Origin of the sequence: Caulobacter sp. 17J80-11 (assembly GCF_014349105.1) — a bacterium.
Classification (GTDB): domain Bacteria; phylum Pseudomonadota; class Alphaproteobacteria; order Caulobacterales; family Caulobacteraceae; genus 17J80-11.
In genome coordinates this window covers 56,681-80,508 of record NZ_JACSJI010000017.1, presented here as the reverse complement: position 1 = coordinate 80,508, position 23,828 = coordinate 56,681, and the positions used below count along the sequence as shown (strand labels likewise).

The 23,828-nt window shown below is 70.7% G+C and carries 24 protein-coding genes and 1 pseudogene; 12 read left to right on the top strand and 13 right to left on the bottom strand.

Annotation, left to right across the window (positions count from 1 at the left end):
- The 4 genes and pseudogenes from H8B08_RS15885 to H8B08_RS15870 all read right to left on the bottom strand — a co-directional run.
- Window positions 1–196: pseudogene (locus tag H8B08_RS15885) on the bottom strand (glycosyltransferase family 1 protein); the annotation flags it as partial.
- 36 nt (window positions 197–232) lie between these two features.
- A complete protein-coding gene (locus H8B08_RS15880; protein ID WP_187451169.1) occupies window positions 233–1,339 on the bottom strand; it encodes an SDR family NAD(P)-dependent oxidoreductase in 1,107 nt (368 codons plus the stop codon).
- Between the two features lie 77 nt (window positions 1,340–1,416).
- Window positions 1,417–2,226 carry a LytTR family DNA-binding domain-containing protein gene (locus H8B08_RS15875; protein WP_222934523.1) on the bottom strand — a complete coding sequence of 270 codons (810 nt, stop codon included), beginning with the start codon at window positions 2,224–2,226 and terminating at the stop codon, window positions 1,417–1,419.
- Complete coding sequence (locus H8B08_RS15870; protein WP_187451168.1) at window positions 2,223–3,290, bottom strand: histidine kinase; 1,068 nt, start codon at window positions 3,288–3,290, stop codon at window positions 2,223–2,225. Before H8B08_RS15870 ends, H8B08_RS15875 begins: the two co-directional genes overlap by 4 nt.
- A 623-nt stretch (window positions 3,291–3,913) precedes the next feature.
- Here H8B08_RS15870 and H8B08_RS15865 point away from each other — a divergent pair.
- Entirely contained in the window at window positions 3,914–6,868 is a 2,955-nt protein-coding gene (locus H8B08_RS15865; RefSeq protein ID WP_187451167.1) for a TonB-dependent receptor domain-containing protein, read from the top strand.
- A 134-nt stretch (window positions 6,869–7,002) separates the two neighbouring features.
- Window positions 7,003–9,096, top strand: coding sequence for a winged helix-turn-helix domain-containing protein (locus tag H8B08_RS15860; protein WP_187451166.1), 2,094 nt, complete (start codon window positions 7,003–7,005; stop codon window positions 9,094–9,096).
- A gap of 31 nt (window positions 9,097–9,127) precedes the next feature.
- On the opposite strand, the gene H8B08_RS15855 is transcribed toward H8B08_RS15860, so the two are convergent.
- Together H8B08_RS15855 and H8B08_RS15850 are read right to left on the bottom strand one after the other, a co-directional pair.
- Entirely contained in the window at window positions 9,128–9,484 is a 357-nt protein-coding gene (locus tag H8B08_RS15855; RefSeq protein WP_187451165.1) for a MarR family winged helix-turn-helix transcriptional regulator, read from the bottom strand.
- Window position 9,485: 1 nt separating this feature from the next.
- Window positions 9,486–9,716 carry a hypothetical protein gene (locus H8B08_RS15850; RefSeq protein ID WP_187451164.1) on the bottom strand — a complete coding sequence of 77 codons (231 nt, stop codon included), beginning with the start codon at window positions 9,714–9,716 and terminating at the stop codon, window positions 9,486–9,488.
- A 316-nt stretch (window positions 9,717–10,032) separates the two neighbouring features.
- Between H8B08_RS15850 and H8B08_RS15845 the strand changes: the two genes are divergently transcribed.
- A complete protein-coding gene (locus H8B08_RS15845; protein WP_187451163.1) occupies window positions 10,033–11,301 on the top strand; it encodes a dicarboxylate/amino acid:cation symporter in 1,269 nt (422 codons plus the stop codon).
- Between the two features lie 57 nt (window positions 11,302–11,358).
- Here H8B08_RS15845 and H8B08_RS15840 read toward each other — a convergent pair whose 3' ends face one another.
- Complete coding sequence (locus tag H8B08_RS15840; protein WP_187451162.1) at window positions 11,359–12,795, bottom strand: short-chain fatty acyl-CoA regulator family protein; 1,437 nt, start codon at window positions 12,793–12,795, stop codon at window positions 11,359–11,361.
- A 153-nt stretch (window positions 12,796–12,948) separates the two neighbouring features.
- Between H8B08_RS15840 and aceA the strand changes: the two genes are divergently transcribed.
- The 4 genes from aceA (at window position 12,949) to H8B08_RS15820 (ending at window position 16,960) form a co-directional block, all read left to right on the top strand.
- Window positions 12,949–14,244 carry an isocitrate lyase gene (gene aceA, locus H8B08_RS15835; protein WP_187451161.1) on the top strand — a complete coding sequence of 432 codons (1,296 nt, stop codon included), beginning with the start codon at window positions 12,949–12,951 and terminating at the stop codon, window positions 14,242–14,244.
- A gap of 14 nt (window positions 14,245–14,258) precedes the next feature.
- On the top strand, window positions 14,259–14,462 hold the full coding sequence (locus H8B08_RS15830; protein WP_187451160.1) for a hypothetical protein: 204 nt from the start codon (window positions 14,259–14,261) through the stop codon (window positions 14,460–14,462).
- A 191-nt stretch (window positions 14,463–14,653) separates the two neighbouring features.
- Entirely contained in the window at window positions 14,654–16,237 is a 1,584-nt protein-coding gene (gene aceB, locus H8B08_RS15825) for a malate synthase A (RefSeq protein WP_187451159.1), read from the top strand.
- A gap of 60 nt (window positions 16,238–16,297) precedes the next feature.
- Window positions 16,298–16,960 (top strand): Fe2+-dependent dioxygenase, encoded by a 663-nt coding sequence (locus H8B08_RS15820; protein WP_187451158.1) that lies wholly within the window; start codon window positions 16,298–16,300, stop codon window positions 16,958–16,960.
- A 6-nt stretch (window positions 16,961–16,966) separates the two neighbouring features.
- Here the strand turns inward: H8B08_RS15820 and H8B08_RS15815 are convergent, their stop codons facing one another.
- The 4 genes from H8B08_RS15815 to H8B08_RS15800 form a co-directional block, all read right to left on the bottom strand.
- The gene (locus H8B08_RS15815; RefSeq protein ID WP_222934521.1) at window positions 16,967–17,494 is read right to left on the bottom strand and encodes a DUF1579 domain-containing protein; all 528 of its coding nucleotides are present in this window, start codon (window positions 17,492–17,494) and stop codon (window positions 16,967–16,969) included.
- Window positions 17,495–17,558: 64 nt separating this feature from the next.
- Window positions 17,559–18,179, bottom strand: coding sequence for a carbonic anhydrase (locus tag H8B08_RS15810; RefSeq protein ID WP_187451157.1), 621 nt, complete (start codon window positions 18,177–18,179; stop codon window positions 17,559–17,561).
- Window positions 18,179–18,817: a maleylacetoacetate isomerase gene (maiA, locus tag H8B08_RS15805; RefSeq protein ID WP_187451156.1), complete on the bottom strand. Its 639-nt coding sequence runs from the start codon at window positions 18,815–18,817 to the stop codon at window positions 18,179–18,181. Before maiA ends, H8B08_RS15810 begins: the two co-directional genes overlap by 1 nt.
- Window positions 18,818–18,819: 2 nt before the next feature.
- Entirely contained in the window at window positions 18,820–19,518 is a 699-nt protein-coding gene (locus tag H8B08_RS15800) for a fumarylacetoacetate hydrolase family protein (protein WP_187451155.1), read from the bottom strand.
- Window positions 19,519–19,635: 117 nt separating this feature from the next.
- Between H8B08_RS15800 and H8B08_RS15795 the strand changes: the two genes are divergently transcribed.
- From H8B08_RS15795 to H8B08_RS15775, 5 genes are all read left to right on the top strand, one after another.
- On the top strand, window positions 19,636–20,262 hold the full coding sequence (locus tag H8B08_RS15795) for a DUF4142 domain-containing protein (RefSeq protein ID WP_187451154.1): 627 nt from the start codon (window positions 19,636–19,638) through the stop codon (window positions 20,260–20,262).
- Between the two features lie 142 nt (window positions 20,263–20,404).
- Window positions 20,405–20,674 carry a DUF883 domain-containing protein gene (locus H8B08_RS15790; protein ID WP_163260683.1) on the top strand — a complete coding sequence of 90 codons (270 nt, stop codon included), beginning with the start codon at window positions 20,405–20,407 and terminating at the stop codon, window positions 20,672–20,674.
- The gene (locus tag H8B08_RS15785; protein WP_187451153.1) at window positions 20,671–21,078 is read left to right on the top strand and encodes a hypothetical protein; all 408 of its coding nucleotides are present in this window, start codon (window positions 20,671–20,673) and stop codon (window positions 21,076–21,078) included. Before H8B08_RS15790 ends, H8B08_RS15785 begins: the two co-directional genes overlap by 4 nt.
- 29 nt (window positions 21,079–21,107) lie before the next feature.
- Window positions 21,108–21,743: a superoxide dismutase gene (locus H8B08_RS19640; RefSeq protein ID WP_187451152.1), complete on the top strand. Its 636-nt coding sequence runs from the start codon at window positions 21,108–21,110 to the stop codon at window positions 21,741–21,743.
- An 81-nt stretch (window positions 21,744–21,824) separates the two neighbouring features.
- A complete protein-coding gene (locus H8B08_RS15775) occupies window positions 21,825–21,995 on the top strand; it encodes a DUF1328 domain-containing protein (RefSeq protein WP_163260686.1) in 171 nt (56 codons plus the stop codon).
- 72 nt (window positions 21,996–22,067) lie between these two features.
- Here the strand turns inward: H8B08_RS15775 and H8B08_RS15770 are convergent, their stop codons facing one another.
- Together H8B08_RS15770 and H8B08_RS15765 are read right to left on the bottom strand one after the other, a co-directional pair.
- Complete coding sequence (locus tag H8B08_RS15770; RefSeq protein ID WP_187451151.1) at window positions 22,068–22,859, bottom strand: metallophosphoesterase; 792 nt, start codon at window positions 22,857–22,859, stop codon at window positions 22,068–22,070.
- On the bottom strand, window positions 22,856–23,788 hold the full coding sequence (locus H8B08_RS15765) for a diacylglycerol kinase family protein (protein ID WP_187451150.1): 933 nt from the start codon (window positions 23,786–23,788) through the stop codon (window positions 22,856–22,858). Before H8B08_RS15765 ends, H8B08_RS15770 begins: the two co-directional genes overlap by 4 nt.
- Window positions 23,789–23,828 lie beyond the last annotated feature (40 nt).

Below are 23,828 nucleotides of genomic sequence, written 5' to 3'. Positions count from 1 at the left end.
GCTCCAGGCCGCGCACGGCGCGCGCCCGCGCCGCCTCGGCGGGGGCCGGGCGCGGGCCCAGCACCGCCAGCGTGGTGGCGACCCCGTGGCCGGCCAGGCCGCGGGCGAGCTCGAGCGCGGAGGCCCAGCTTCCGCCCACGGTGTCCGCGGCGAGGAACAGGCGTCGGACCGGGGGGCGAGGGGAGCCGGACGTCATGGGAGACCCTGGCGTTCGGGTGGAAGGGAAAGGCGGTCAGGCCACCAGGCCTCGCGCCTGCAGCTCGCGGCGGGCGTCCTGGACCCGGTCCTCGGCGCTCTGCCGGGCGACCCACTCGACCAGCTCGACCAGGCCCTCGTCGAAGTCGCGGCGCGCCGTGAAGCCCAGCACCTCGCGAGCCCGCGAGGCGTCGGAGAAGCAGTGGCGGATGTCGCCGGCGCGGGCCTGGCCGGTGATCTCGGGCTGAATGTCCAGGCCCATGGCGCGGGCCAGCCGCTCGCCGACCTCGGCCACCGAGACCGAGTTGCCGGCCCCGATGTTGAACACGTTTCCGGGCGCGTCCGGGTGGTCCAGGGCGGTGACGAAGGCGCGGGCCACGTCGTCGACATAGACGAAGTCGCGGCGCTGGCCGCCGTCCTCGAACACCAGCGGCCGCTGCTTGTTGAGCAGCCGGCCGGCGAAGATGGCCAGCACGCCGGTGTAGGGATTGGAGAGCGCCTGGCCGGGGCCGTAGACGTTGAACAGGCGCAGCGCCACGCCCTCCATGCCGTAGGCGGGGGCGAGCGTCAGGGTCAGCCGTTCCTGCACGTACTTGCCCAGCGCATAGACCGACACCAGGTCCGGGCGCTTCCACTCGGGCGTGGGCAGGGGCTGCAGCGGGCGGCCGTCGGCGTCGAGCGGCTCCCAGGCGCCCGGGCCGGGGCGGCGGCGGTCGACGGTCTCCAGCACGGCGCCGTCGGCGGTGCGGTAGAGGCCCTCGCCGTAGATCGACATGGACGAGGCGGTGACGATACGGCGGACCGGCTTCTGGATCAGCTGCTGCAGCAGGACCGCGGTGCCGTAGTCGTTGCCGGAAACGTAGCGGTCGACCTCGTACATGCTCTGGCCGACCCCGACCTCGGCGGCCAGGTGGATCACCGCGTCGACCCCGCGCAGGGCGGCGACCACGGCGTTCTCGTCGCGCACGTCGCCGACGTGCAGGTCGACCTCGGCGGGCAGCTCGGCCGGGCGCTCGACCCCGCCATGCACCTGCTCGACCAGAGAATCGAGCACGCGCACGCGGTCGCCACGCTCGAGCAGGAGCCTGGCGACCCGGCGGCCGATAAATCCGGCGCCGCCGGTGATCAGAATAGTCTCGGCCACGAATCCCCTCCGGCTTTGCTGAGGGTCCTAGAACCGCAGCCGCCGGGAGATGGTTCCGCTTGCAGCGACCGCCGCGGCTAGGACGCGACGGCCAGGTCGCGGGTCTGCCGCGCGCCGAGCGCGGCCAGCACGCACTTGGTGTAGCTGGGGCCCACCTGCACCGTGCCGCCGTCCGTCAGGGTCAGCGCGATCAGCCCCTTGCCCAGGCGCTCCACCGAGGCCACAGCGCCCAGTCGCACGAAGGCGGAGCGGTGGACGCGGGCGATGCGGGCCGGATCGAGCCGGCCGGCCAGGGCGCCCATGGTGATGCGGTGGATGTGGCTGCGGGTGTCCGAGTGGAACAGCACGTAGTCGCCGGCCGCCTCGATCCAGGTCACGCGATCCAGGTCGACCCGGATCAGGCCCTTGGAGGAGGGCACCCAAATCTCGCTGTCGTAGCAGCCGGCCGCGGCGGCCGCGGGCTCCGGATCCATGGCCCGGACCAGGGCCTCCAGCTCGGCGGCGCGGGCGGCCGCGGCGCTGGTCGACCGGCGACGGCGGGCCCGCTCGACGGCCTGGCGCAGGCGATCGAACTGCACCGGCTTCAGCAGATAGTCGGTGGCCTCCAGCTCGAAGGCGTCCGGGGCGTGCTGGTTGAAGGCCGTGACGAAGACGATCTCCGGCCGGTCCACGGTCGGCAGGGCGGCGGCCAGGGACAGGCCGTCGGCGCCGGGCATCTGGATGTCCAGCAGCACCAGGTCGGGCTTCAGCCGGACGATCGCCTCGGCGGCGGCCTCGCCGTCGGCGGCGGTGCCGATCACCTGGGTGTCGGGCACGTCGCGCAGGGCCAAGGCCAGGCGTTCCAGCGCCAGCGGCTCGTCGTCGACCAGTAGAATCTTCAGAGTCACGCCGCCCTCCTCGCGTCGTTGGTGCGGCTCAGCGGCAGCCGCAGCGCCACGCGCCACCCGCCGCCGGGCACGCGGCCCGCTTCCAGCACGCCGTCCGCCCCGTAGAGGGCGGTCAGGCGCTTGCGCACGTTCTCAAGTCCAACGCCTGTCCCGGCGTGGTCGGCCGCCAGTTCCCCGGCGTCGCCGTCGTCCTCGACCATCAGGGCCAGCGCGCCGTCGCGTTCGGCGGCGGCGACCCGGATGGTCACCGGGCGGCGGGCCGGGGCGACGGCGTACTTCACCGCGTTCTCGACCAGCGGCTGCAGCACCAGGCCCGGCACCGCGGCGGTCTCCAGCTGCGGCGGCCAGGCCATCTCCACCCGCAGGCGTTCGCCGAAGCGAACGCTTTCGATTTCCAGATAGGCCTCCACCGTGGCCATCTCCTCGGCCAGCGGCGTGGTCGCCTGCGGGTCGGACGCCAGCGAGGCGCGCAGGAATTCGCACAGCCGGCCGATCATGGTTTCGGCCTCGGCGTTGCGCTGGGTGACCACCAGGGTCGAGACCGCGTTCAGCGTGTTGAACAGGAAGTGCGGGTTCAGCTGGAAACGCAGGGCGGCCAGCTGCGCCTGGTGGGCGGCGGCGCGCGCCTCGCTCAGCAGCCGGTCGCGCTCGCGCGTCGCCCGGGCCGAGCGCACCAGCTCCACGCCGGCGGCGTACAGCGCGTGCAGCCAGACCAGAATGAGGAAGTTGCCGGCCATCGCCCGCACCAGCGGGGTGCCCGCGAACCTCGGCCGGTAGACGCGGAAGAAGGCCTCGAACAGCAGGGAGTCGTTGAGCGCGTGCAGCAGGCCGGTGCCGACAAGGCACACGCCGATCACCGCCAGGCGCGGCGCCAGCCGCATCCGCTCGGTCGTGCTCATGGTCAGGTAGATCAGCGCCGACGGCACCAGGCCGAAGCCGGCCATCAGCGCATACATGAGATAGTTGAAGCCGGGCATGGACCCGTCGTTGGCCAGGCCGGCGGTCAGGTAGACCACGTAGGCCGTGCCCCACAGGCCCAGCGCCAGGGCCGCGGCCTCGCGCACGTCCACTCGCCGCCAAAACGGTTCCAAACCCAGCATTCGTACCCGCCGCGGCATCTAGACCTCGGCTTTACTCATACCATCGCCGACGCCGCGCCGCCTGCCGTGTTCGTCGCACATTCGTCGGATTTGGTCGCAAGCGTGTTGTCCGGTGCGGCGACGCGGTCGCGGCGCGTGGCCGGCGCGCCGCAGGAGGCGCGGGCCGGGGCGGGTTCACGGCTGAATTGTGGCGAAGACGCAGCAACGCGGTGTCCGGGGGACCACGTCCGGGGTGCCCGGCGGCCTGTCGGCCCCGGCGGCCGAGCCTTGAAGAGGGCCTCGGCGCCGATCCGGCTCTGGCGAAAACGGGCTATTCCGCAGGGGCCCCGGCGGCCTCGGTGCGTCTGATCCGGCATATAATAACGTGCGTGTAATTATATAGCTATTTAGTATTCCGAAGTACGCAGTGACCATATTGCGACAATTTAATGGAAACCGCGCCACATAGGCGAAGGTGAAATTGACCCTTTCCTCTTGCTCCAACTACCGTGGCCTTATCCGGGGGCGTCATGCCTGCGGGCCAACGTCGCTGCGGGTGGCAGGTCTTTGCAAGAAGTGCTGCCGCACCCGGCTCAGGAGGAAGAAAGTTGAATAAGCAAACCGTCCGTGGCCGCCTGTTGGCGTCCACGATGATCTGCGGGGCTGCCTTCGCCGCGTTCGCGGCGGCGCCGGCCTTCGCCCAGGACGCCGAGCAGTCGACCGTCGATGAAGTGGTCGTCACCGGCTCGCGCATCGTCCGTCAGGACTTCACCGAAATCTCGCCGGTCACGACCGTGGGCGCCGAGCAGCTGCAGATGACCGCGACCCTGTCGGTCGAGTCGCTGCTGAACGAGCTGCCGCAGGTCATCCCGGGCAACACCAAGACCTCGAACAACGCCGGCGGCGAAGACTTCGCCACCATCGACCTTCGCGGCCTCGGCACCAACCGCACCCTGGTCCTGGTCAACGGCGAGCGCGTGCCCGCCTCCTCGACCACCGGCACCGTCGACCTGAACACCATCCCGGCCTCGCTGATCCAGCGCGTCGAAGTGGTGACCGGCGGCGCTTCGGCCGTGTACGGCTCGGACGCCATCTCGGGCGTCGTCAACTTCATCCTGAAGGACGACTACGAAGGCGCTGAGATCACCGCGACCTACGGCTCGGCCTTCGACGGCAACGCTCCGGAAGTCGAAATCAACGGCCTGTTCGGCGGCAACTTCGCCGACGGCCGCGGCAACCTGACCGCCTACGCCGCCTACTACAACCGCGAAAAGGTCTCGCAGTCGGCCTACGACTGGTCGCGCGTCTCGGCCGCGGTCGTTTCGGACGCCTCCGGCAACCTGCACGTGGTGGACACCGCGGCTGAAGCTCAGAACTACCTGGGCTCGGGCGGCAGCGTCGTCTTCTCGGGCGGCTCGGGCACCCCGGCCTGGGGCTGGATCGCCAACAACTCGGCGAACCCGTTCCAGAACCTCGGCACCCTGCTGCCGGCGCACTTCGCGGCCGGCAACACCGACACGAACTGCGACGGCGTCGGCGGCGCTGCGTACAACACCGGCAACCTGTCGTTCGACGCGTCGGGCAACCTGACCCCGCGTAACGCCAGCGGCGCCTGCGCCGTGCCGGATCGTGCGGCTGGTTCCTCGCGCTACAGCTTCGCGCCGGACAACTACCTGATCATCCCGGCCGAACGCTTCAACATCACCACGACCGGCACCTACGACATCACGGACGACATCCGTGCGAAGGTCCAGCTGACCTACGTGAACAGCAACTCGGAAGTTCAGCTGGCGCCGACCCCGGCCACCGGCCTGACCATCCAGCTGACCCCGGCCATGCAGTCGCTGATCCAGACGGCTCACCCGGATCTGTGGACCGCCCTGCAGTCGCGCCCGACTCCGCTGGCCGACTTCACCATGGACCGCCGCACCAACGAGGTCGGCACCCGTAACGCCTTCATCGAGAACAACGCCTTCTCGATGCTGAGCACCGTCGACGGTTCGTTCAACGACAACTGGGACTGGTCGGTCACCGCCAGCTACGGCCAGAACCACGGCCTGACCCGCGGCATCAACTCGGTCAACCGCACGGCGCTGAAACAGGGCCTGGCCGGCTGTCAGACCGCCGCTGGCGCCCCGCTCGGCTCGGCCGCTCTGCCGGGCTGCGTGCCGCTCGACATCTTCGGTCAGAACACCCTGACCGACGAAATGGTCGACTTCCTGCGCGTGACCACCTTCTCCTCCACCAAGGTTGAAGAGCACCGCCTGGCCGGCTACGTCCGTGGCGACCTGATGGAGCTGCCGGCTGGCCCGATCGCCGCCGTGTTCGGCTTCGAATACCGCGGCACCGACGCCGAGTTCCGCGTCGACAACGAGCAGCGCACCGGCAACATCTACGGCTTCAACGCCATTCAAGACCAAGCCGGTTCGGTCGACGTCCGCGAACTCTACACCGAACTGTCGGTTCCGCTGCTGAAGGACCTGTCCTTCGCCGACTACTTCGGTCTGGAACTGGGCCTGCGTTACTCGGACTACTCGTCGATCGGCGAAGTCTGGACCTACAAGGTCGGCGGCGAGTACGCTCCGGTTGACTGGCTGCGCTTCCGCGCGGTCTACAACGAAGCGACCCGCGCTCCGTCGGTGTTCGAGCTGTTCCAGAACGGCGACCAGGGCTTCCCGTCCTACACCGACCCCTGTAACGCGAGCAGCGGCCCGTCGGCCCAGCTGGTGGCCTTCTGCTCGGCTCAGGCCGGCGGTCACGACTTCACCGGCTTCGAGCAGAACAACGCTCAGGTCGAAGCCTTCGCCTTCGGTAACCCGGGCCTGAAGCCGGAAACCGCCGAGACCTTCACGGCCGGCGTCGTCTTCCAGCCCGACTGGTTCCCGCTGGGCGACTTCCGCTCGACCGTCGACTACTACGACATCGAGATTAAGGATGCCGTGCAGTCGCTGGGCGCCCAGTTCTGGATCAACCAGTGCTACAACAGCCTGGACGCTTCGAACCCGGCCTGCGCCCGCGTCGTTCGCGACACGGTCACCGGCGACATCGACTTCGTGAACACCACGCGCGCCAACGCCTCGCAGTTCAAGACCAGCGGCTGGGACATCCAGGCCGAATGGTCGCTGGACATGGAAGACGTGGGCATGAAGGGTCGCCTGCGCCTGAACGAGCTGCTGTCGCTGATCGACTCCTACACGATCAACGGCACCGAGTACGTCGGCTACTCGTTCTCGGGCATCGGCGGCGCTCTGCCGGAGTGGAAGTCGGCCTTCTCGGCCTACTACACCCTGGGCGACTGGACCCTGTTCGGCCGCTGGAGCTACGTCCCGACCATGACCTCCGCCAGCTTCGGCAACGAACTGCCGGAAGCCAGCTACTTCGACGTTTCGGCCCGTTGGGACATGACCGACAACTTCCAAGTCACCGCCTTCATCGGCAACGTGTTCGACGAGGAAGCGCCGCAGACCACCGAGGGCACCCTCGGCGGCCAGGCCAACACCGACCCGCAAGTCTATCGCGTGCTGGGTCGTACCTTCTCGATCTCCGGCAAGGTCCGCTTCTAAGAAGCGTTCCACCGGAAATCGGTGTACTAGCGTACGGGCGGCGGATCGAAAGGTCCGCCGCCTTTCGCGTGTGCGGCGCTAGGTCGTCGCTGTTTTGAGCTGCAAGTTTGGCCTCCAACGATTAAGTCAGGGCCGTGAACCAGACCGTGCGCATCACCGCCGCTGTCGAGCTGCCGCCGGCCTTCGTGCTGGGCGCGTGGCGCGTGTTCGCCGATCGCAATGAAATCGAAGGGCCCGCCGGCGTGGTCCGGCTCGAGCCGATGGCCATGCGGCTGTTGTGCCTGCTGGCCGAAAACGCCGGCCGCACGGTCACCCGCGCCGAGATCGTCGAACGCCTGTGGGACGGCCGCGCCGTCACCCATGACGCCGTGACCCGCCAGGTCGCCAAGCTGCGCGAAGCCTTCGGCGACGACGCGCGCGAGCCGCAGGTGGTCAAGACTGTTCCCAAGATCGGCTTCCTGCTGCTGGTCGAGCCGCAGCGGATCCGATCCGAAGCCGCCGCGGCCGATCCGTCGTCGCCCGGCGCCGAGACGCCGGTCCAGCCCGACCGCCGCCGGCGCGTCTGGGGCGTGGTCGCGGCCGCCCTCACGGTCGCCGCCGGGGCGGCCGTGGTCGCCTACGCCCGCCGCCCGTCCGGCGAGTTCGTCGCCCCGGCCCAGCATCCGGTCACCGCCGAGGTCGGCCGCGAGCTCCAGCCGGCCCTGTCGGCCAACGGCGCCTGGCTGGCCTACGTGGGCCAGCCGGCCGGCGAACCCGGCGTCCTGTACGTGCGCACCCTGCGCGGCGAGGCGCGACGGCTGACGCCGCCGGGCGTGGAGGCGAGCCGGCCGGCCTGGTCGCCGGACATGGCCCGCCTGGCCTTCGTGCAGAAAGACGCGCGCGGTTGCGCGGTCATGGTGGTGTCGCCCCTCGACGGCGCGATCCGCCAGGTCGGCGCCTGCCGGGCGGCCGATCTCGGCGGCGTGGCCTGGCTGGACCCCGACACGCTGGTGGTCTCCGACAGGGCCTCTCCGGAGGCCGGCTTCCGCCTCTCGCGCCTGGACCTCGAAACCGGCCGGCTGAAGCCGCTGACCGATTCGGGGGTGGCCGGTCCCTATCTCGGCGACACCGATCCCGCGCCGTCGGCCGACGGCGAGCGGGTGTTCTTCGTGCGGACCTCGACGCCTGGCGTGGCCGACGTCTACGCCCTGGATCTGGCCGGCGGGAAGGTGCGCCGGATCACGCGCGACAACGCCTCGATCCATGGGCTGACGCGCGGCCGCGACGACCGGCTGGTGATCGCTTCCAACCGCCAGTCGGGCGCCAGCTACTCGCTGTGGTCGCTCAACGCGCGCGGCTCGGACTGGCGGCGCCTGACCGAGGACGCCCGGGCGGAGTACCCCTCCAGCTCCGACGGCGAGACCATCGCCTTCCAGCGCCGCGACTGGCAGATGGGCCTCTGGAGCGCGCCGCTCGACGCGGGCGAGCCTCAGCGTCTGACGGCGACCTCGCGGCGCGACCGCACCGCCGCCCCGTCGCCGGACGGCCGGCGCCTCGCCTTCCTGTCCGATCGCTCCGGCTCGCTGCAGCTGTGGGTCGCCGAGGCCGACGGCCGGGCGCACCAGGTCTCCGATTTCCGCACCGAGATGCCGCGCGAGCCGGCCTGGTCGCCGGACGGCCGCTCGGTCTACCTGTCGGTGCGCACCGGCAGCCAGTTCGACCTGGGCCGGGTCGACGTGGCGACCGGCGCCTTCCAGCTGCTGGCCCACACTCCCGCGTCGGAGCGCTATCCGTTCTGGTCGCGCGACGGCGCGCGGCTGTACTTCATTCGCGACGAGGGCTCGCGGCTGTCGCTCTACGAGCGCGCCGCCGACGGGCGCGAGCGCCGGCTGGTCGACGACGCGGTCCGCGCGATCGAAGCCGAGGACGGCGCGCTCTACGTGCAGCGGTTGGCGGCGCCCGGCTTCTGGCGGTTCGACCGCGCCTCGGGAAAGCTCAGCAAGATCGGCGAGCTCGCCGCGGTCGACCCGCGTAGCTGGACGGTGGCCGAAGGCGCGCTCTGGGCCCTTGACGGGTCGCGGGCCGATCAGCTCCTGCGCCTGGACCTGGCGAGCGGCGCGGTCGAGGCCGTCCGCAGCCTGCCCGGCGTTTATCCGCGCGCGGGCCTGTTCGTCCGCGACGGGCGGGTGGTGTTCTCGCGGGTGGAATCCGAAAACGTCGACGTCTACACGGTCGCCGACCGCGCCTGAGGCGCGGTCGCGTCGCGCGGAGATCGCCTGATCAGGCCGGCAGCACGATGGTGTGGCCGGCGCGGATGATGCCGTCGAGCTCGTCGCGCAGTTTGCGGCCCTTCTCGGTCAGGCGCAGCAGACGGCCGCGGCCGTCCTGCGGGTTCTGGACCAGCTCGATCAGGCCCAGCGCCGGGGGCAGGGCCCCGGGCGTGTCCTTCTCCGCCAGCGAACGGATGCTGCGCGAGGCGGTCGCCTCGTTAAAGCGGCACACCTGGGCCAGTTCCTTGACGTTGATCCCTTCGTTTTCACAAACGTAGAGGAACGCCAGCATGTTGCTGACCCAGATGTTCGGGTTCTGCTCCCGGAACAGCTCCAGGCTTTCGAGGACGGTGTTGCGGTGGCGCATGTCAGCCGCGGTCGGCGTAGGCGCTCAGCTTGCCGGTGTAGTGCTTGAGCGGCGCCTTGGGCGCGATCGCCCGGCTGGCCGCTCGCTGGCGACGCTCGCGCAGCTGCAGCGCCGCCTGCATGTAGTTCTTCTTCACCTGGCCGAGGATGGCCTCGAGCTGCCGCTGGTGGTCGGCCGCCTCCAGGAAATCCGCCGCCTCGATGTCGATGGTGATCTGCGCCCGCAACCGCATGCGCGCTCTCCCGATAAATACGTCTGTCACTCGAACCGATTGCTGCGCCGCCAGCAGTTGGCGGTTGCATCGATGTATGCGGTATAGCTCCGCCTTCGTGGCGAGGTCATGACGAGGCCCCGACCATGATCCGAAGCTTTTCCGACTTCGCGTCTTTCCCGGACCGCGTTGGTCGAATTTTCGTCGCGCTGGGCCGGACCGGCGCCCGACGTGCTCCGGACGCGAGCCAAGGCGCCCCGGGACGCCGAGTCGCCTTGACGCGGGCGCTTCGGCCCCGCTCTTTGCCTGGGCTGCGAATTAGTCGACACAGGGTCCCATGAACCGTCGTTTCGCTCTTCTCGTCATCGGCGCCATGGTCGGCGGCGTCCTGCTCGGCTTCCTCTGCAACCGGTTTATGGCTCCCGAGCAGGCCAGCCAGGTCGCCGACGGCCTGAACGTCGTCTCGGTCGCCTTCCTGCGCCTGATCAAGATGATCATCGCGCCGCTTGTATTCTCCACCCTGGTGGTCGGCATCGCCCATATGGAGGATAGCGCCTCGATCGGCCGGATCGGGGTGAAGACCATGCTGTGGTTCGTCGGCGCCTCGCTGGTGTCGCTGACGCTCGGCCTGGTCATGGTCCACCTGTTCCAGCCGGGCGTCGGCATGTCGCCGCCGACCCCCGACGCGGCCGCCGAAACCGTCAAGGCGTCGGGCATGACCATCAAGGGCTTCGTCGAGCACCTGATCCCCAGCTCGATCATCGACGCCATGGCCAAGAACGAGATCCTGCAGATCGTGGTGTTCTCGGTGTTCGTCGGCACGGCCATCGCCGCCATCGACGACAAGGCCCCGGCGGTGCTGACCTTCGCCGAGCAGGTCGCCAACGTCATGCTGAAGGTCACCGGCTATGTGATGAACTTCGCGCCGATCGCCATCTTCGCGGCGCTGGCGGCGACGGTCACGACGCAGGGCCTCGACGTCCTGGTCACCTACGCCAAGTTCGTCGGCGGCTTCTACCTGTCGCTGGGCCTGCTCTGGGTGGTGCTGATCGGCGCCGCCTTCCTCGTGGTCGGCAAGCGGGTGAAGCACCTGATCGCCGGCGTGCGCGCCCCGGTGCTGCTGGCCTTCTCCACCGCCAGCTCGGAGGCCGCCTACCCGCGCACCCTCGAGGCGCTCCAGAAGTTCGGCGTGTCGCGCAAGGTCGCCAGCTTCGTCCTGCCGCTGGGCTACTCGTTCAACCTCGACGGCTCGATGATGTACTGCACCTTCGCGGTGCTGTTCATCGCCCAGGCCTATGGCATCGAGCTGAGCCTCGGCCAGCAGGTGATGATGCTGCTGCTGCTGATGGTCACCTCCAAGGGCATGGCCGGCGTGCCGCGCGCCTCGATCGTGGTGATCGCCGCCACCCTGGCCTATTTCAACCTGCCGGAAGCCGGCGTGCTGCTGATCCTCTCGGTCGACCACCTGCTCGACATGGGCCGCAGCGCCACCAACGTGGTCGGCAACTCGGTCGCCGCCGCCGTCGTCGCCAAATGGGAGAAGCAGCTGCTCCCCGAAGGCGAGGTCGAGGCGGAAGCCGAAGCGGCCAAGGCGGTGCCGGCGTAAGCCGCCTGCAGACTCCGAAAGGCGGGGGCGTCGCGCGAGCGGCGCCCCTTTTTCGTTTCACCCGTGGGTGGCGAACGGGAACGGGCTGACCGAGCGGCTGAAGTCCTCCACCGTCAGGGTGCGGGTCAGGGGCGGGGCGGCGCGCTCGCGGCAGTTGGGCCGCTCGCAGAGCCGGCAGGTCGGGCCGATCTGGGTGGCCGGCGCGGCGGTCAGGTCCATGCCCCGCGCGTAGATCAGCCGCCCGGCGTACTTCAGCTCGCAGCCCAGCCCCACCGCCAGTTCGGCGTCCTCGGCCCCGCCCCAGGCGGCGGGCGTGCGCTTCACCGTGCGCGACAGGGTGAAGTAGCGGGCCCCGTCGGCGGTCTCGATCACCTGGGTCAGCACCCGGCCCGGCGTGCGGAAGGCGGCGTGCACGTTCCAGCGCGGGCAGGTCCCGCCGAAGCGCGAGAACGGGAAGGCGCCGGCGGCGAAGCGCTTGGACACGTTGCCGGCCTGGTCGACCCGCAGCAGGAAGAACGGCACGCCCCGCGCGCCGGCCCGCGACAGCGTTGTCAGCCGGTGGCAGACCTGCTCGTAGCTGGCCCCGAACCGGGCCTTCAGCACCCCGATGTCGTAGCCCAGGGTCTCGGCCGCCTCGTGGAAGCGGGCGTAGGGCATCTGGATCGCGCCGGCCATGTAGTTGGTCAGCGAGACCTTGAGCAGGCGCTTGGTCGGCAGGTCGGGCGCGCCGGCCGTTTCGACCGCGGCGTTCAGCGCCTCTCCGTGCTCGGCCAGGGCCAGCTGGTAGGCGCAGGCGAAGGCGCGGCTGGAGGCCTGCAGGGTCTCGGCGAGCATCAGCCGACGGCGGTGGATGTCGTAGCGGCGGACGAAGTCGACCATGACCTGCACCGGCATCACCCGCACCTGCACCCCGTGGGTGGCGAGCCGGGCGGTCGCGGCCGTCTCGAAGGCGTGGGCCGGCGCGCCCAGCGCCTTGGCGGTCGCCTCCCCGGCCTCGTCCAGCTCGGGGAAGTGGTTGCGGTGGCCCTGGATGTAGTCGCGCACCCAGTCGGTGGGGGTCAGCATGGCGCCGGTGTCGCGCCCGTCGCCGCTGACCGCCGCCTCGCCCAGCGCCTCGCGCCGGCGCCGGTCGGAGAAGGCCCGGTACAACCGCACCACAGCCTCGGCCGCGCCCGGCGCGTTCTCGACCAGCTCGGCCACCTCGTGGCGGGGGATGGCGAGGTCGCGGAACAGCGGGTCGGCGAACACCTCGGCCAGGTCGGCCTCGCCGCCGGCGTCCGGGTCGCCGGTGAAGCTGCGCAGGTCCAGGTCGTAGCGCTGGGCCAGGCGCAGCAGCACCTGCGCGGTCACCGGGCGCTGGTTGCGCTCCAGATGGTTGAGGTAGCTGGGGGAGACGCCGAGGTCCTCGGCCATCTTGGTCTGGGTCAGGCCCAGATCGCGGCGGAGGCGCTTCAGGCGCCCGCCCAGGAACAGCTTGCGTTCGGCGTCGACCATCTGTGCAAGTTGTCACGTTGTGACAGAAGGTGACAAGTCGCTTTTGACAAGATGGCCCGAATTCGGGGCCGTAGCTGGTTTCCCCTTCGAACGGCGGGTGTTCTCCTCCTCACACAAGGAAGCGCACGGCCCGAGTCGGCGAGGAGACAGATTGTGACAAACTTCAAGGACCTGGTCCCCGGCGCCCGCGCCGACCGCTTCGACGGGATCGAGCGGCCCTACACGACCGACGACGTGCTGCGCCTGCGCGGGTCCTTCCCGATCGCTCACACCCTGGCCGAGCGGGGCGCCAACACGCTGTGGAAGCTGCTGCACGAGGAGCCGTTCGTGAACGCGCTGGGCGCGGTCACCGGCAACCAGGCCATGCAGATGGTCCGCGCCGGGCTAAAGGCGATCTACCTGTCGGGCTGGCAGGTGGCGGCCGACGCCAACACCGCCTCGGCCATGTATCCCGACCAGTCGCTGTACCCGGCCAACGCCGCGCCTGAGCTGTGCCGCCGGATCAACCGCACCCTGCAGCGCGCCGACCAGATCGAGCACGCCGAAGGCGGCGCGCAACGCGACTGGTTCGTGCCGATCGTCGCCGACGCCGAGGCCGGCTTCGGCGGGCCGCTGAACAGCTTCGAGATCATGAAGGCCTTCATCGAGGCCGGGGCCGCGGCCGTGCACTTCGAGGACCAGCTGGCCTCCGAGAAGAAGTGCGGCCACCTGGGCGGCAAGGTGCTGATCCCGACCTCGGCGCACGAGCGCAACCTGACCGCCGCGCGCCTGGCCGCCGACGTCATGGGCGTGCCGACCCTGATCGTGGCCCGCACCGACGCGGAGTCCGCCCGGCTGATCACCTCCGACGTGGACGAGCGCGACCGCCCCTTCATCGAGCCCGACAGCCGCACGCCCGAGGGCTTCTACCGGCTGAAGGAGGGCACGGGCCTGGACCACTGCATCGCCCGCGGCCTGGCCTACGCCAGGCACGCCGACCTGTTGTGGTGGGAGACCTCGCACCCGGACCTGGACGACGCGCGCAGGTTCGCCGAAGCCGTGCACCGCGAGTATCCGGGCAAGCTGCTGGCCTACAACTGCAGCCCCTCGTTCAACTGGCGCAAGAAGCTGGACCCCGACACCATCGAGCGCTTCCAGCGCGAGTTGGGGGCCATGGGCTACCGGTTCCAGTTCGTGACCCTGGCCGGCTTCCACGCCCTGAACCACTCCATGTTCGAGCTGGCCAGCGGCTACCGCGACCGCGGCATGGGCGCCTATTCCGAGCTGCAGGAGGCCGAGTTCGCGGCCGAGGCGCGCGGCTACACCGCCACCCGCCACCAGCGCGAGGTCGGCACCGGCTATTTCGACCAGGTGGCCATGGCCATCAGCGCCGGCCGCTCGTCGACCACCGCCATGGGGCTTTCCACCGAAACGGAACAGTTCGAAGCCGCCCGGGTTGCGGCCGAGTAGGAGGAGTGAGGACGATGACCGAGCGGTACTGGGTGGTCGGCGGCGACTACACCTGCATGGGCTTCAAAAACCTGCGCGACGGCCAGGGTAAGATGATCGGCCCGTTCGACACGCGCGACGACGCCGTCCAGGCTTGGCGGCAGGTGTCGGACGCGGACCGCAGCAAGGCCACCGCCCGCTACTCCATCACCTCCGAACAGCTACGCCTGCCGCAGTGATCGCTTCCTTCTCCCCTTGCGGGAGAAGGTGGCGCGCGGAGCGCGTCGGATGAGGGGTGCCGGCGCGACCGCCGACGATTGGCGCGCGCAAAGCTCCTTGTCTTGACGCCTCGGCGCAGGCACCCCTCATCCGGCCTGCTCCGCAGGCCACCTTCTCCCGCAAGGGGAGAAGGGAACAAGCGAGCGACCCCATGCCCCTCGACGCCGCCCTGCACACGGTCGAACTCACCCGCCCGGTCGAGGGCCGGGCCGCCGAGATCCTGACCGAGGACGCGCTCGGCTTCGTGGCCGAGCTGCACCGGCGGTTCGACGCGCGCCGGCGCGAACTGCTGGTCCAGAGGCTGCAGCGGCAGAAGCGCTTCGACGCCGGCGATCTGCCCGACTTTCCGATCGAGACCGCCGACGTGCGGGCCGGCGACTGGAAGATCGCGCGGGTGCCGTCCGACCTGCTGGACCGCCGGGTCGAAATCACCGGGCCGGTCGACCGCAAGATGATCATCAACGCGCTGAATTCCGGGGCGAAGGTGTTCATGGCCGACTTCGAGGACGCCACCAGCCCGACCTGGGACAACCTGATCGAGGGCCAGGTCAACCTGAAGGACCGCTGGGCCGGAACCCTGACCTACGTGGACCCCGCCAGCGGCAAGCGTTACGAACTGGGCCCGCGCCCGGCGGTGCTGATGGTCCGCCCGCGCGGCTGGGCGCTGGACGAGGCGCATCTGAAGGTTGACGGCCAGCCGGTGTCGGCCGCCCTGTTCGACTTCGGCCTCTACCTGTTCCACTGCGCCCGCGCGTCGATCGCCGCCGGCTCGGGGCCGTACTTCTACCTGCCGAAGATGGAGAGCCGGCACGAAGCCCGCCTCTGGAACGACGTCTTCGTGTTCGCGCAAGGAGCGCTGGGCCTGTCGCCCGGCATAGTGAAGGCGACGGTGCTGATCGAGACCCTGCCGGCCGCCTTCGAGATGGACGAGATCCTCTTCGAGCTGCGCGAGCACGTGGTCGGCCTGAACTGCGGCCGCTGGGACTACATCTTCAGCTACATCAAGCGCCTGGGCGCGGCGCCGGAGCGCCTGACCCCGGACCGCTCGCGCATGGTGATGGGCGAGGCCTTCCTGCGCGCCTACTGTCAATTGTTGATCAAGACCTGTCACCGCCGCGGCGCCTTCGCCATGGGCGGCATGGCGGCCCAGATCCCGGTGAAGGGCGACGCGGACGCCAACGCCGCGGCCTTCGCCAAGGTGCGCGCCGACAAGGAGCGCGAGGCCGGCTGGGGGCACGACGGCACCTGGGTGGCGCACCCCGACCTGGTGCCGGTCGCCATGGAGGTGTTCGACCGGCTGATGTCGGGGCCGAACCAGCTGGCCAACGGCCGCGAGGACGTGACCGTCACCCGCGAGGACCTGCTGAAGGTGCACCAGGGCCCGCGCACCGAGGCGGGCTTGCGCGAGAACATCCGCGTCGGCGTCCAGTACCTGGAAGCCTGGCTGCGCGGGCGCGGGGCCGTGCCGCTCTACAACCTGATGGAGGACGCCGCGACCGCCGAGATCAGCCGTACGCAGATCTGGCAGTGGCTGCGGCTGAAGGCGACGCTCGACGACGGACGCGTGGTCACCCCGCCGCTGTTCGAGACCCTGTTCGCCGACGAGCTGGACCAGCTGCGGCTGCGGCCGGAGCTGACCCGGCTCGAGGCGGCCGCCCGCCTGTTCCGCGACATGACCCTGGCGGAGACCTGCGCGGAATTCCTGACCGTCGAGGCCTATCCGCAACTCTCCTGATCTTGCCCCGCGGGCCCGGACGGTCGAGAACGCCCCCGGTGTCCGTCTGGGGGCGTTGCCATGCTGATCCTGTCCGACGTGCTGTCGCGCGAAGACGTCCTGCGGGTGCGCGAGGGCCTCGCCGAAGCGCCGTTCCAGGACGGCCGGCTGACCGCCGGCCCGACCGCCCGCAAGGTGAAGTCCAACACCCAGGCGGACCGCAACCACGCCTCGGTGCAGGCCCTGACCACCTTCGTGCGCCAGGCGCTGGAGCGCCACGGCCTCTTCACCGCCTACGCCCGTCCGGCCCGCTGGTCGCGGCTGCTGTTCTCCCGCTACGAGCCCGGCCAGCAGTACGGCCTGCACACCGACGACGCAGTGATGGGCTCGGACGCCGGCGAGCGCATGCGCAGCGACATGTCCTTCACCCTGTTCCTGTCGGATCCCGACACCTACGAGGGCGGGGCGCTGCTGCTCAGCGGCCTGGACGGCGAGCGCGAGGTGCGCCCGCCCGCCGGCAGCGCGGTGCTCTATCCCACCGGCCAGCTGCACCGGGTCACCCCGGTCACCTGCGGCGAGCGGCTGGCGGCGGTCGGCTGGATCCAGAGCCGGGTCGGCCGCGCCGACCAGCGCGAGATCCTGTTCGACCTGCACCGGGTGCGCGCCACCCTGCCCGACGACGAGGGGCGCCTGCTGCTCGACAAGGCGCTGGGCAACCTGCTGCGACTGTGGTGGGAGCCCTGACGGGCGTTATCGCTTCCGGTCCGGGGCGACCAGGTCGGCCGGGGCCAGCTCGTCCTTCCGGCGGCTGTAGCGGGCCACCATGAACTCGCGCCACTGGCCGTCCTCGCCCAGGGTGCGCGAGCGCAGCAGGCGGGTGTCCGGATCGACGATCTCGATCACGTCCTGGTATTTCGCCGTGCCCTCGCCCGAGAAGGCGGGGCCCTCGCTGTCCAGGGTCAGCACCTTGCCGCTCGCGTCCAGGCGCCCGTCGTAGACCCACATCCAGGTCATCATCGAGCCGACCCAGGCGCCGACGAACCGACCGCGGGTCGGCTCGAAGCCCAGCGTCATGACGTTTTCGCCGGTCCCGCCGCCGGGCATGTCGCCGTAGCCCTCGGCGACGATCCAGAGCCCGCCCAGCGAACGGACGGACTCCCGCCCCTTCGCCGTCTCGGCCGGCTTGTCGGGACCCGCCCGGGCCTCGGCCTCGAAGGTCCATTCGCCCACGAGCTGCTGCAGCCACTCGTGTTCCTTCTGGGGCGTGGCCGTCATCATCGCGGGCTCTCCTTCGGCGGGTCGGCGTCAGCTTAGACCGCCGCGGAGGCCGGTTCGGTTCCCGTCAGTCCAGGAACAGCTCGGCGAACTCGTCGCGCGAACGGACGCTGACGTTGAGGTCCGACACCAGGCCGTTGGCCAGCGAATAGACCCAGCCGTGCACGGCGATGTCGTCGCCGCGGTCCCAGGCGGAGGTGATGAACGGGTTGGAGGCGACGTTGCGCACGCCGCGGATCACGTTCAGCTCGCATAGCCGGTCCAGGCGCGCCTGCTCGTCGCCGATCACGCCCAGCTCGTGGCGCTTCTCGTGGGCCAGGTCGCGGATCGGCGACAGCCAGTGGTCGATCAGGCCGTGGCTGGTGTTCTCCACGGCCGCGCGCACGCCGCCGCAGCCGTAGTGGCCGACCACCAGCACGTGCTTCACCTTCAGCACCTCGACCGCGTACTGCAGCACCGACAGGTAGTTGGCGTCGGACGGCGGGGTCAGGTTGGCCACGTTGCGGTGGACGAACATCTCGCCTGGGTCGAGACCGACGATCTCGTTGGCCGGCACCCGGCTGTCGGCGCAGCCGATCCACAGGTACTCGGGGCTCTGCTGGTTCACCAGGCGGCTGAAGAAACCGGGATCGACCTGCTTCTTGGCGCGGGCCCAGGCCTGGTTGTTGGCTTTCAAGTTCTCGAGCATCAGTCCGCGTCCGGTTGACGGTCAGGGTGCGCGGCCTGGAAGGCCGCGTGTTCGGCGGCGCGCGCGTCGACCGCCAGAATATGCGGGAAGGGGGTCAGGTCGACCTCGAAGCGCCGGGCCGAATAGACCTGGGGGATCAGGCAGCAGTCGGCCAGCGTCGGGCTGTCGCCGAACGACCACCCGGCGCCGCGCCGCGCGATCAGGGCTTCCAGGGCGGTGAAGCCGGCCTCGATCCAGCGCGCGGTCCAGGCCTTGGTCTGGGCCTCGTCGGCGCCGAGGTCGTGCTTGATCGACTTCAGTACCCGCAGGTTGTTCAGCGGGTGGATGTCGCAGGCGACGATCGCCGCCATGGCCCGCACGTCGGCCCGGCCGACCGGGTCCTTGGGCAACAGGGCGGGCGCCGGCCAGCGCTCCTCGATCCACTCCAGGATGGCCGGGCTCTGGGTGAAGACGTGGCCGTCCGCCTCCAGGGCCGGCACCAGGCCCTGCGGATTGAGCGCGAGGTAGGTGTCGCTCTTCTGGGCGCCCGCGCGCAGGTCCACGCCGACCTGCTCGTAGGCCACGCCCTTCAGGTTCAGGGCGATGCGGGTCCGGTAGGACGTGCCCGAGCGCCAGTAATTGTGCAGCACCGGGGTCATGGTCAGACCATCCGGAAGACCAGCCGCCCCACGCCGTCGATTTCCGCCACCGCCTGCTCGCCACGGCCGATGGCGCCGACGCCCTCGGGCGTGCCGGTGAAGATCAGGTCGCCGGGGGCGAGCTGCCACAGCTTGGACGCTTCGGCGATCACCTCGTACGGGTCCCAGATCATGTCGCCGAGCTCGGCGTCCTGGCGGGCCTGGCCGTCGATCGACAGGCGGATGCGTCCGGTCGGGTTCGGCAGGGCCTCGGCCGGGATGATCTCCGAGATCGGGGCGGAGGCGTCGAAGCCCTTGGCCGAGTCCCACGGCCGGGCCGCTTTCTTGGCTTCGGCCTGCAGGTCGCGGCGGGTCAGGTCGACGCCGACCGCCCAGCCGAACACCAGCTTGCCGGCCTGTTCCGGCGTCAGGTCCCGGCCCGCGCCGCCGATCGCCACCACCAGCTCGACCTCGTGGTGCAGGTCCGAGGTCGCCGACGGGTAGGGGACGTTGCCGCCGCCCGGGGCCACCGCGTCGCCGGGCTTGGCGAAGAAGAACGGCGCCTCGCGCGTGGGGTCGGCCCCCATTTCGCGCGCGTGGGCGGCGTAGTTGCGCCCGACGCACAGGATGCGTCGCACCGGGAAACGCGCCGAGGTTCCGGCGACGGGCACCGACGGCTGGGGCGCGGGCGAGAAGACGAAGTCGGACGAGGTCTCGGTCATGGCGGCGTTCATAGGCCCGCCGCGACGCTGGGGCCAGTCTTGAGCTCGGAACCGGGTCACAGACGCGTGAGTTTTTCGGCCCGACCCCCGCCCCGGGGTTTCGCTTAGGAGCCCGCCATGATCCGCAACCCCTTCGCGCTGAGCGGCGCGATCGCCCTGACCTTGCTCGCCGCCGCCGCTTGCGGTCGCAAGGAGGAGGCGACGCCTCCCGCCGAGCCGGCCACGCCCGCGGCCACCGAGCCGGTGGCCCCCGCCGCCCCGGCGCCGGCCGTGGCGGCGACCCCGACCACCGCGGCCGAGTTCGTGCCGATGGCGGCCGCCGCCAACCTGTTCGAGATCGAGTCCAGCAAGGTCGCCGAGAAGATGGGCCAGTCCGCGGCGGTCAAGGACTTGGCCAAGAAGATCATCGCCGACCACACCAAGCTGGGCGCCGAGATGCAGGCGGCGGTGAAGAAGGCGGGCCTGACCGTGACCATGCCGACCGCTCTGGAAGGCGACATGGCCGCCAAGGTGGCGGACCTGAAGGCGACCCCGGCCGCCGACTTCGACGCCAAGTACCTGGAAATGCAGCGTGACGCGCACGAGAAGGCCATCGCCGCCTTCCAGGCCTTCGCCGACAACGGCGACAACGCCGACATCAAGGCCGTGGCCGCCGGCGCCCTGCCGACGCTGCGCGCCCACCTGGAGGCGGTGAACAAGGCCATGGCGGCGCCCGCGGCCGCCCCCGCGCCCGCCAAGAAGTGAGGCTGAAGGTCGGGCCGGCCGCGTCACGCGCGGCCGGCCTGCCGAGCGCGGCAGGAACCCGAGCGCGGCCTTGACGTTGATCCCCGGCCCCGGGGCCGACCGGTCCGGGGCCCGTAACCCAGTCCTTTTCAGGAGGTAGAGCATGGCCGCCGACGATCCCACCGCCGCCCGCAACGGCGAGGACACCCGCCTGCGCGACTTCGCCGAACGCACCGAGCGCCGCGTGCGCGACAGCGCCGACGATCTGCGCGCCCGGGCCCAGCAATACTACGACGACGGCCGCATCCGTCTCGACGAGGCCCAGACCTACCTGGTCGAGCGGGTCAAGGAACGGCCGATCGCCGCGACCCTGACCGCAGTGGGGGCCGGCGTTCTGATCGGCCTGCTCATGGCCGGCGGTCGTCGACGTTGATCGCGCGACGGCTTTTCCAGAAGCTCGCGGCCGCGGCGGCTCTCGCCGCGGCCGCCGCCGTGTCGGTGGTCGCCGCCGGCTTCGCGCTCTACGCCCTGGTGCGCGACTTCATCGGGCCGGCCGGCGCGGCCGCCGTGGTGGCGATCGTCGCCGCCCTGGTCGCCTGGGTGTTCCCGATCGTGCTGTACCGCCGAAGCCATTCCGGCCGGCGCGAGTCCGAGCACGCGGCCCCCAACCCCGCCATGGAAGGCCTGATGGACCGCGCCGCCGACCTGGTCCGCGAGCGGCCGATCATGGCCACCGCCGCGGCGGTCGCGGCGGGCTGGATCTTCATCCGCAACCCTGCTTTGACCACCCTGGTGGCGACGATCCTCACGGGCGGGGGGAAGGACCGACGCCACTAAGTTCCTGCTAGCGGCCTACGGAGCAGCCTGTGTTCGTCCTCCCCGATCTCCCCTATCCGCACGAAGCGCTTGAGCCGACCATGTCGGCCGACACCCTGCGCACCCACCACGGCAAGCATCACGCCAAGTACGTGGAGGTGATGAACCAGCTTCTGCAGCAGAAGGGTTGGAACCAGACCACCCTGGAAGAAGTGGTGGTCAAGGCCCACGACGAGGGCGAGACCAAGCTGTTCAACAACGCCGCCCAGGCGTGGAACCACGGGTTCTTCTGGGATTCGATGACGCCGAACCCGGTCGCGCCGACCGGCGCCCTGGCCGAGGCTATCGAGCGCGACTGCGGCGGCATGGCCGGCCTGCGCGAGCGCTTCGTCACCGAAGGCGTGAACCACTTCGCCTCGGGCTGGGTGTGGCTGGCGATGCACGCCGGACGCCTGGAGGTGCTGTCCACCCACGACGCCGACAGCATCCTGCTGCGGCCGGGCAAGACGCCGCTGTTGCTGTGCGACGTGTGGGAGCACGCCTACTACCTGGACTACAAGCAGGATCGGAAAACCTTCCTGGAAGGCTGGTTCGACAAGCTGGCCAACTGGAAGCTGGCGGCGGCCCAGCTCGACGCCGCCGCGCGCGATCAGTTCGGCTGGCGCTATCCGGCGCGGGTCGAGTGAGCTCGGAACAGCGCCTTGCCTGAGACGTTTCTCCCTTAGACGGTCGCGCTTAGGGGCCGTCGCAGTAGGGAGAACGCGGCGATGCTTCGCTGGGCGTTGATTTTCTTGGTGGTGGCCCTTGTCGCCGCGGTGCTCGGCTTCGGCGGCATTGCGGCTGGCGCGGCGTCGATCGCCAAGATCCTGTTCTATGTGTTCCTGGTGCTGTTCGTGGTCTCGCTGATCGCCGGCGCCTTCAGGGGCCGAAAGCTCTAGCGGGCCTCGACCCCGACTTCAGAAGGTTGGAAGCCGCGACCTCCCAGGGTCGCGGCTTTCGTCCTTCCGGCCTCAGCCCTTGCGACGCTCCAGGTTCCAGGTCCGGCGGGCCTCGAAATGCGAGCCGGTCCAGGCCAGGGCGGTGACGTGGATGGCGTCCCGGGTCCACTCCACGCTGTTGAAGCCCGCCGGCTGACCGCGCTCCCGCAGCGACAGGGTGCCGGCCCCCACCGCATAGGAGCAGTGGTCGCCCGCCGCGACCGGCAGGGCGAAGGGGACGTGCACGTGGCCGGTCATGACCAGGTCGACCCCGGCCTCGGCGAAGATCTGCGCGGCCTCGCGGCCCCGCTTCACCTCGCCTGTCATCGGGCCGCCGATCATCTCCAGCAGCGGATGGTGGCAGGCCAGCACCCGCAGCGCCCCGACCGGCGCGGCGGCCAGGGCGTCGGCGGCGCGGCGGGTCTGCTCCAGGTCGATCACCCCCTTCGACCAGTTGGCCCGCAGTTGCGCCCCGCGGGCGGTGTTGACCCCGCGCACGGCCAGATGCTCGCCCACGAACTGGTGGTCGACGGCCGGGTGGCCGATCAGCGCCTCGAACCGCCGCCAGGGCCAGGCCAGGCGGGCGACCAGGTCCCAGTAGGGGGTGTCGTGGTTGCCGGGCACGACGAACACCGGGGCCGGCATGGCCGCGATCCAGGCGGCGGCGCCTTCGAACTCGCGCCGCCGGCCCGTCTGGGTGACGTCGCCGGTGATCAGCACCAGGTCGCGCGGGGTGGCGCGGGCGAACTCGAGCGCGGCGGCCACGGCGGGCGCGTTCTCCGCCCCGAAGTGGACGTCCGAGAAGTGCAGAATCCGTCCGCTCATGCCGCGCCCTTGGCGGAGGCGGAGGCGGAGGCGGAGGCGGGGGCGAGGGCGCGGAAGGCGACCGGCACGAACCGGACTTCGACGTCGTTTTCCAGCTGGATCGGCTCGCCGTCGAGGACGGCGGGAATGCGCGTGCGCGCCCAGGCCCGGGCCCGGCGCACCGTGCGGGTCTCGACCGACGGGTCGGCGCGCCAGTCGGAGAACAGGGCTCGCGCCGCCAGGCGGAAGGCCTCGGCCGCGTCGGTCGGGTTCAGCACCGCCGCCTCCAGGCCGACCGGCTCGTCCAGCGCCTTCGACACCAGCGGGCTGAGGAAGGCGATCGCTTCCGAACGGTGCAGTTCCTGTCCGTCGAGGCGAAAGCGGACCCGCCCGGAGAAGGCGCGCCGGGCCGCGCGCTTGGCGTAGAGCCAGGCCAGCTTCGGTTTGCCCAGCCGCACCGCTTCGCGCGCCGGCGCCCACAGGGCCGGTGAGCCCAGCACGGCGGCCACGTAGAACGGGCGGCCGCCGACCTCGCCGCCGCTGACCGGGCGCGCGACGCCCTCGCTCAGGGTGTTCTCCAGCGCCTCGCGCCAGTCGACGGCGCCGTACAGCGCTTTGGGCAGCAGGTTCATGGTGCCGCCCGGCAGGGGCGCGATCAACGGGCCGTGCGGGCCGGCCATGCTGGCCGCCGCGCGGGCGGTGCCGTCGCCGGCCAGCACGACCAGCAGATCGGGCTTGGCGGCCAGCGCGTCCTGCAGGGCTTTCTCGACCTGAGCCGGCTCCGCCTCGACGACGTGCGCGTCACAGGCGAAGCGGCGCATGATGCGTTGGACGTCGTCGGTCGCCTTGGCGCCGACGCCGCCCGACTTGGGATTGACCACGATCTCCACGGAGCGCAACGGCACGTGGGGCGTGAGCGGGCACGGGGCCTCGCCGGCGGCGTCGGTCATGCGATCCGAACGTGCCGTCTCGGCCCCGGTTCCGGAGCGG

Bases quoted from the DNA above. Each gene is read 5' to 3' on its own strand.
- H8B08_RS15855 (WP_187451165.1), bottom strand. From the start codon at position 9,484: ATGCGCCACCGCAACACCGTCCTCGAAAGCCTGGAGCTGTTCCGGGAG.
- H8B08_RS15850 (WP_187451164.1), bottom strand. From the start codon at position 9,716: ATGCGGTTGCGGGCGCAGATCACCATCGACATCGAGGCGGCGGATTTC.
- H8B08_RS15845 (WP_187451163.1), top strand. From the start codon at position 10,033: ATGAACCGTCGTTTCGCTCTTCTCGTCATCGGCGCCATGGTCGGCGGC.
- H8B08_RS15840 (WP_187451162.1), bottom strand. From the start codon at position 12,795: ATGGTCGACGCCGAACGCAAGCTGTTCCTGGGCGGGCGCCTGAAGCGC.
- H8B08_RS15830 (WP_187451160.1), top strand. From the start codon at position 14,259: ATGACCGAGCGGTACTGGGTGGTCGGCGGCGACTACACCTGCATGGGC.
- aceB (WP_187451159.1), top strand. From the start codon at position 14,654: ATGCCCCTCGACGCCGCCCTGCACACGGTCGAACTCACCCGCCCGGTC.
- H8B08_RS15820 (WP_187451158.1), top strand. From the start codon at position 16,298: ATGCTGATCCTGTCCGACGTGCTGTCGCGCGAAGACGTCCTGCGGGTG.
- H8B08_RS15815 (WP_222934521.1), bottom strand. From the start codon at position 17,494: ATGATGACGGCCACGCCCCAGAAGGAACACGAGTGGCTGCAGCAGCTC.
- H8B08_RS15810 (WP_187451157.1), bottom strand. From the start codon at position 18,179: ATGCTCGAGAACTTGAAAGCCAACAACCAGGCCTGGGCCCGCGCCAAG.
- maiA (WP_187451156.1), bottom strand. From the start codon at position 18,817: ATGACCCCGGTGCTGCACAATTACTGGCGCTCGGGCACGTCCTACCGG.
- H8B08_RS15800 (WP_187451155.1), bottom strand. From the start codon at position 19,518: ATGACCGAGACCTCGTCCGACTTCGTCTTCTCGCCCGCGCCCCAGCCG.
- H8B08_RS15795 (WP_187451154.1), top strand. From the start codon at position 19,636: ATGATCCGCAACCCCTTCGCGCTGAGCGGCGCGATCGCCCTGACCTTG.
- H8B08_RS15790 (WP_163260683.1), top strand. From the start codon at position 20,405: ATGGCCGCCGACGATCCCACCGCCGCCCGCAACGGCGAGGACACCCGC.
- H8B08_RS15775 (WP_163260686.1), top strand. From the start codon at position 21,825: ATGCTTCGCTGGGCGTTGATTTTCTTGGTGGTGGCCCTTGTCGCCGCG.
- H8B08_RS15770 (WP_187451151.1), bottom strand. From the start codon at position 22,859: ATGAGCGGACGGATTCTGCACTTCTCGGACGTCCACTTCGGGGCGGAG.
- H8B08_RS15765 (WP_187451150.1), bottom strand. From the start codon at position 23,788: ATGACCGACGCCGCCGGCGAGGCCCCGTGCCCGCTCACGCCCCACGTG.